The organism is Anaeromassilibacillus sp. D41t1_190614_C2 (assembly GCF_015558525.1).
Lineage (GTDB): Bacteria > Bacillota > Clostridia > Oscillospirales > Acutalibacteraceae > Anaeromassilibacillus > Anaeromassilibacillus stercoravium.
In genome coordinates this window covers 39,259-45,843 of the sequence record NZ_JADMOD010000021.1, presented here as the reverse complement: position 1 = coordinate 45,843, position 6,585 = coordinate 39,259, and the positions used below count along the sequence as shown (strand labels likewise).

The window sequence follows — 6,585 nt, the reverse complement described above, 5'->3', positions numbered from 1 at the left end:
AAGGCAGTGGAGCTGTCCAATGCAATGGCAGCCCTGCGGAAGATCCCGAACAAGGATGAGCTGAACAAGCTGATCGCCGAGATGGAGCAGAAGGATCTGGACGGCTACACCGACCGCAGCGTGGCAGCCTTTAAGGCGGCATTGAGCGTTGCGAAGACGGTTGCTGCGGATGCAAATGCAGACGAGCAGGCGGTCGCAAAGGCATATACCAACCTGGAAGCTGCCGCGAATAACCTGGTCAAGGCGGAGAAGCCGAGCACGGGTAACAACAGCGGCAAGGGCAGCACGTCTGCCAACGTTGGCAACGCATATGGCGCAGCGGGCGTTGTATCCGCAGCCCAGGGCGTGGCCAGCCAGAAGGCGTATGTGGTTTCCGACACGACGGTCAACTTCAATCTGAAGAGAGGCAGCGCATACTGCTTCAAGATGACGGTGGTCAACGGCAACGCCATGACGCCGAGCTTCACGGTCGGCAACGGCGATGTGCTGAAGACGCAGTTCGTGGCGAAGATCGGCAACGACTATTATTACAGAGTCTATGCCACCGGCACGCCGGGCCAGAGCACGGGCGTTTACACCACCCTGCCGGGCCAGAACGCGGTCAAGCATTGCACAGTTACGATTGCGTAATCGTGGACGAGACATCGAGATAAGAGGGAAGGCTTTTCCCTAATAAACAGCAAGGACCCAATCCTGAGAATCCTCAGGATTGGGGCCTTCTGTGTTTTATTCGTCTATTTTTTGCATGTGGTGGGATGGTGATTTTTGCTTGCTTCCATAGAGCTTCCAATATGGAGCAGAAAGCAAACTCTTTTCCGTTTGCTTTCGTAGGGGACGCCGTAGGCGCGGAAGGCACTGTGTGCCCGCCGTAGGCGCGGAAGGCACTGTGTGCCCGCCGTAGGCGCGGAAGGCACTGTGTGCCCGCGTCCCGACCGGAGGTCAGCCGTAGGCGAGAGAGGCACTGTGTGCCCGCGAAAAGACGCTGTGCGTCCCCTGTAAACAGCAAGGTCCCTGTCCTGAGAAAATTTCCGGGACAGGGACCTTCCTGTTTTCGTATTTTTCTTACGTATATGCCAAGAGGAGCAGTATTGGTACGTTCATTTTCCTAGTTATGAATGGTTGGAAAGTTCCATTTGGCGTTCCCACTCGCACAAAGCGTTCAACGCGGGCAAAAGTGTTTTCCCAGAGGGGGTCAGGCTGTATTCCACCTTTGGGGGAATCTCCTGATACTGCTGCCGGTGCAGCAACCCGTCCGCGCAGAGGTCCTTGAGGCTTTGGCTGAGCATCATATCCGTGATGCCGGATACCGCACTTTTGATCTCCCCATAGCGGTGGCATTTCCCATCCTGTAACGCCCATAAAATCCGGGTTTTCCATTTGCCGCCCGCCACGCGCAGAAAATAGACGAGGGGCGCTTCCGGCGCAGCCAGTTGGACGCTTTCCCCGGCAGACACAACCTCCACGGGCGCGGGGGAGGGGGAAGCCCGCTTTAACCGCTTCTTCTTTTTTTCCTTATCCTTTTTCATACCGCCGCTCCTTTCTATATTCACTCATGAATATAGAGTCAATCTATAAAACCGATGATATCATATTCCCGGATGTTTGGCAAGCACTTTTCCCCGGAAACATAGAAATAGACCGAAAAAACAAAACGCGGCCCCCAGGAAAAGGGCAGGAATCACCGAATGATCGGCCAGGGCGCCAAAGGCCAAATTTGTGCCGGTGGCCGTCAGGTTCATCACAAAGGAATGCACGGACAACGCTGTCGCGCGGTTGGCGACGGAGATATGCCGGTTTTGAATGTCCATACGCAAAGGGATAAATAGGGCGCCCGCCGCGCTCAACGCCATCATCCCGGCAACTGAAAGGATGGGTTGCGCAAAGAGCGCCATGAGGATGCAGGCCATCCCTCCCGTGCCAAACAGCAGGATAGCCGAACAGCGCTCCCCGAGGCGGCCAGCCAAGCGGTGCGATTGCGCGGCCAAAAGGCTCGACAAGGTCACCAGGATGGTGCAAATGCCCATTGCAACGGGCGGGATGCCGCTGCGCAGATATTGGAGTTGATTTAAGAACACCGTGATGGTCTGTTTGCTTTCCGCCAAGAGCGCGGCGCCTAGGAGAAAGAGCAGGAACCGCCGGTCTTGGAAGAGCGTGGCCCAAAATGCGCGCAGTTTGGGCCGGGCGGCGGCAGCTTCCAAGGGGACGGATGGCAAAAACAGGGAGAGCAGAAAGGCCGCCCCGTATGTATAGGCGGAAAACAGCGCCGCCAAGCGGTAGTTCTCCCCGATGAAGAGGGAAAAGGCCATGCAGGCGAGCACCAGCCCCGCGGTGTTCAGCGCTTCCCACAGGCCAAAGATGCGGCGGGACTCCCGCTCCGGGCAGTTGTTCCCGCCCATGGAGAGGAAGAGATAGGCGCTGTCACATCCGGATAGGCCGGACAAAACAATGGAGAGCAGCAGCCGTTCCGTGAGAAACCAGCCGAACCCTTCCGCGCGCCAAAAGACGATTTTGGAGATAAAATAGAGAAAATGGCAGATCACCAGCGTGTTGCGGTAGCCGATACGGTCGGCGATCCAGCCCCAGGGGAGCTCCATCGCGAGGCTGGCCGCCAGGGAGATGCTTTCGATCACCGTGATTTGAAAAACGCCCACGCCGTTCGCCTGCCGGTACAGCGTGGCGACCGGCGCATAAAAGATAAGGCCCTGCAAAAATGCGATCGCATAGCAGAGCCGAATGTTTCGTTTCTGCATCGTGAATTTCCTTTCCGTGAAAAATGGCAACACAAATCAAAGCCCGCCGGGCATTATCCTACGGGCCTGTTTTGTCGAAACAGGAAAAGACAAATCAATGCAGAGGATTCATAGAGAACGTCCCTTTCGTCCGTTTTATTTGGCGTCCAGCGCCAGGGCTGCCGCGCGGGAATAGACGCATCCGCAATAGTTCTGGCGGTAAAGGTGGTATTCCCGGCTCAACTCGATGGAGCGCTTGTATCCGTTCCGCTTTTTGAAGTCGGAGAATAGATAGGGGACGCCGTACTCTTTCGCCAGCTCCGCGCCGATGGTATTCAATTTCTCGGCGTTTTTGTAGGGGCTGATGGAAAGGGTGGTGGTAAAATAGTCGCATGCCAGATCCTTTGCAGCCTGTGCTGCTTCCGTCAGGCGCAGGCGGTAACAGAGGGTGCAGCGGTCTCCCCCCTCGGGTTCCGCTTCGTGGCCCTTTGCCAGGTCGAAAAAGCGCTCGGGTTCGTAATCGCCCAGCGTCAATGTAACGGGGCCCGCAAGCGGCATTTCCTGCAAGAGGCGGCGTACCTCCGCCACGCGCTTTTCGTATTCCTCCTGCGGGGAGATGTTTGGATTATAGTAAAACAGGACGATGGAAAAATAGCGGGAGAGGTATTCCAGTACATAGCTGCTGCAAGGCGCGCAGCAGGCGTGCAGCAGCAGCTTGGGCCGCAGCGTTTCCTGCTCCAAATGCGCCAAAACCACATCCAGTTCTTTCTGATAGTTTCGCTTGTTCATATTTTCCACCATCCGTCCTCTTTCGGTTGAAAATCCACCTGGCCTTGCCCCAGGGGGAGAAGGTTTTGGTACACCGCCGTGTGGCGTTCATCCACGTCGAGATCCTTATGCACATGGCCGAAATACCAGCGCTTATAGTGAAGCCGCGCGTCAATCCCCTCTAAAAAACGGTTGAAGGGTTCTTCTCTCGGCCGCTTGCGGAATTGGTTGACGATCTGAAGCGGCGCCGTATGCGTGACGACGTAATCTACCGCAAACTGTGCGTCCATCAGGGTGCGCATCGCCTCCCCGTATTCGACCGCATTCGGCATTTCCTCCGGCCACCAGGAGACGCCCTCGGTCCGGAATTCCACATCCCCGGAGGCGCCGCCGCCCATGGTGAAGATTTTGCAGCCATCCAGCGTGAAAAGCTGGCCGCGCATCAGGTGGATGACGTGGTCCGTCACGCGGTGTACCTTGCCGCCGTTCCACAGCTCCACCGGATATTGGTTCAACAGGCTGAAATTCTCGTGGTTGCCATCGACAAACAGCGTGGTGAACCGTTTGCGTTTAAACCAGCGGAGCCAGAAGTCGTCCGAACCGCCTGGCCCGGTCCACACGCCGCCGAAGTCGCCGCAGATCAGCACATAATCGTTTTTGGTCAGCTTTTTCTGTTCGGGGAACGCCTTGGTCGTCAGTTTTGTCACGTCATAAGGAATATGCGTGTCGCCTGTGATATAGATCATGCGGTATCCCCCCTTTTGCATCTATTGTAACAAGCCGGTTTGGAAAAAGCAAATCCGGGGTGAAAAATCTGCCCCTTTTCTTGCATCGCCTATCCGGTTATGCTAAAATGGAATCAACGAAACCGGATGTACGCAGGAGGGGAACTGGTATGTTGGAGGAGAAGGACATCCAAGCGATTGCGCAGCTCATCTTGGCGAGTGAAGAGCGTTTGCGTGGAGAAATTGGCCAAGTCGAAGAGCGTTTGCGCGTGGAATTTCATTCGAAATTGGAAACCGAGATTCATGCCAGTGAAGAGCGGACGCGCACCGGAATACAGGAAGAAATTCGTGCCAGCGAAGACCGTTTGCGTGGGGAAATGGGCCAGGTAGAAGACCGTTTGCGCACGGAATTCCAATCGAAGCTGGAAACGGAGATCCGCGCGAGCGAGGAACGCCTGCGCACAGAATTCCATTCACAGATGAAAGAGGAAATCCACGCCAGCGAAACCCGCACCCATGCCTACATAGAGAGCGGCGTGATGAAGCCGATCCGCCTGTTGGCCGAAGGCCATGCCCAGATTTTGGAACGTCTGCCGGAGGCGGACGAATTGGATTCCCTGCGCGGACGTGTGCGCAATTTGGAGCGAATCGTCACAGAGCAGGGCCGCGAGATCGACGCCCTGAAGCGCGCATAAGCCCTTCCTAGCGCGGGAAAAGCTCCCGTTTTACATTCCTTCCGAATCCTTCATGGGATATCCATCCTGTTGAAAAACGATACCTGTGCCGGAGAACGTGTTCTCCGGCTTTTTTATGAAAGCGCAAGCTTTTGTATGGTAAGTCGCCTGCGGAACTATAGAGCTATTTTTCGGCATTATACTATTAATAATCAAATGATTTTGGGCGCGCGTTGTTTGGACGCGGGCCCACTTTTGACCTCAAAAGGGGAAGATCGCCGCCTGGTGGGGGAAAGGGGAGAATCCACACGAAAGACGCACAGAACGATTTTACCAAGGGAAGCATGGCTGGAAATATCATGAATATGGCCATGCCGATGATGCTGGCGCAGCTCATCAACCTGCTGTACAGCGTGGTGGACCGCGTCTATATCGGGCGCATCCCGGACGTGGGCACGTTGGCGCTGACGGGCCTGGGCGTGACCTTTCCCATCATCAATATTTTGAACGCCTTTGCGAACCTCTTTGGAATGGGCGGCGCGCCGCTCTGTTCCATTGCACGCGGGCGCGGGGAAAAGGAAGAGGCCGGGCGCATCATGCACTGTTCCTATACGCTGCTGCTCATCAGCGGGGTGGTGCTGACCGCCCTCGGCTATCTCTTTTTAAAGCCGCTTTTGTATCTGTTCGGTGCCAGCGACGCGACGTATCCCTACGCGCGGGACTACATGCTGATCTATCTGGCCGGCACCCTCTTTGTGATGGTCAGCCTGGGGATGAACAATTTCATCAATTCGCAGGGCTTCGGGCGCGTCGGCATGCTCAGCGTGTTGAGCGGTGCCGTGGCGAATTTGGTGCTCGACCCAATCTTTATCTTTGCCTTTGGGATGGGCGTCCGCGGCGCGGCGATTGCGACGGTGCTCTCGCAGGGGTTGTCCGCGGCATGGGTGCTCTGCTTTTTGAGCGGGAAAAAGGCGATCCTGCGCCTGAAGCCAACGAAATTCTTTTTGCAGGGCGGGATGTCCAAACAGATCACAGCCATGGGCTTTTCGGGTTTTACGATGTCGGCCACCAACAGCGCTGTGCAGATCCTCTGCAACGCGCAGATGCAGGCCTACGGCGGTGACCTCTATGTGGGTGTTATGACCATCCTCAACTCGGTGCGCGACATCCTCACCATGCCGGTCAACGGATTGACCAGCGGGGCGCAGCCGGTGCTGGGCTTTAACTACGGCGCGCAGGCATACCGGCGGGTGAAAAAGGGCATTGTGTTCATGACGCTGAGCTGCATGGCGTATACGCTGGTGGCGTGGCTGTTGGTGTTCCTGTTCCCGCAGTTCTTCATACAGATCTTTAATACCGACGATACCGCCCTGTTGCAGGCGAGCATTCCGGCGCTGCACATGTATTTCTTCGGGTTCTTCATGATGACCTTCCAATTTGCCGGGCAATCCACGTTTGTGGCGCTGGGCAAGGCAAAACATGCGATCTTTTTCTCGATCTTCCGCAAGGTGATTATCGTCATCCCGCTGACCATCCTGCTGCCGGGCCTATTCCAGATGGGCGTGAACGGCGTCTTCTGGGCGGAACCGATTTCCAACTTTGTGGGCGGCGCGGCAAGCTTTATCACCATGCTGTGTACGGTATGGCCCGCATTGAAAGAAGAAAAAGTGCTTGCGCATTAGGTCAAAA

General features: G+C 56.0%; 7 protein-coding genes. 3 read left to right on the top strand and 4 right to left on the bottom strand.

What is annotated here, in order from left to right:
- A partial coding sequence (locus I2G69_RS13315) for a hypothetical protein (protein WP_207740599.1) occupies positions 1 to 630 on the top strand: 630 nt, incomplete at its 5' end.
- Positions 631 to 1,109: 479 nt separating this feature from the next.
- On the opposite strand, the gene I2G69_RS13310 is transcribed toward I2G69_RS13315, so the two are convergent.
- The 4 genes from I2G69_RS13310 to I2G69_RS13295 form a co-directional block, all read right to left on the bottom strand.
- Entirely contained in the window at positions 1,110 to 1,526 is a 417-nt protein-coding gene (locus tag I2G69_RS13310; protein WP_087235087.1) for a winged helix-turn-helix transcriptional regulator, read from the bottom strand.
- A gap of 60 nt (positions 1,527 to 1,586) precedes the next feature.
- Positions 1,587 to 2,750, bottom strand: a complete 1,164-nt coding sequence (locus I2G69_RS13305) for an MFS transporter (RefSeq protein ID WP_195560932.1) — start codon at positions 2,748 to 2,750, stop codon at positions 1,587 to 1,589.
- Between the two features lie 135 nt (positions 2,751 to 2,885).
- On the bottom strand, positions 2,886 to 3,518 hold the full coding sequence (locus I2G69_RS13300) for an epoxyqueuosine reductase QueH (protein WP_195560931.1): 633 nt from the start codon (positions 3,516 to 3,518) through the stop codon (positions 2,886 to 2,888).
- Positions 3,515 to 4,243, bottom strand: a complete 729-nt coding sequence (locus I2G69_RS13295) for a metallophosphoesterase (RefSeq protein WP_087235089.1) — start codon at positions 4,241 to 4,243, stop codon at positions 3,515 to 3,517. The genes I2G69_RS13300 and I2G69_RS13295 overlap by 4 nt, the downstream gene beginning before the upstream one ends.
- 149 nt (positions 4,244 to 4,392) lie before the next feature.
- Here I2G69_RS13295 and I2G69_RS13290 point away from each other — a divergent pair, with 149 nt between their 5' ends.
- Positions 4,393 to 4,917, top strand: a complete 525-nt coding sequence (locus tag I2G69_RS13290; RefSeq protein WP_195560930.1) for a hypothetical protein — start codon at positions 4,393 to 4,395, stop codon at positions 4,915 to 4,917.
- A gap of 323 nt (positions 4,918 to 5,240) precedes the next feature.
- On the top strand, positions 5,241 to 6,578 hold the full coding sequence (locus tag I2G69_RS13285) for an MATE family efflux transporter (RefSeq protein WP_195560929.1): 1,338 nt from the start codon (positions 5,241 to 5,243) through the stop codon (positions 6,576 to 6,578).
- The last annotated feature ends 7 nt before the right edge of the window (positions 6,579 to 6,585 follow it).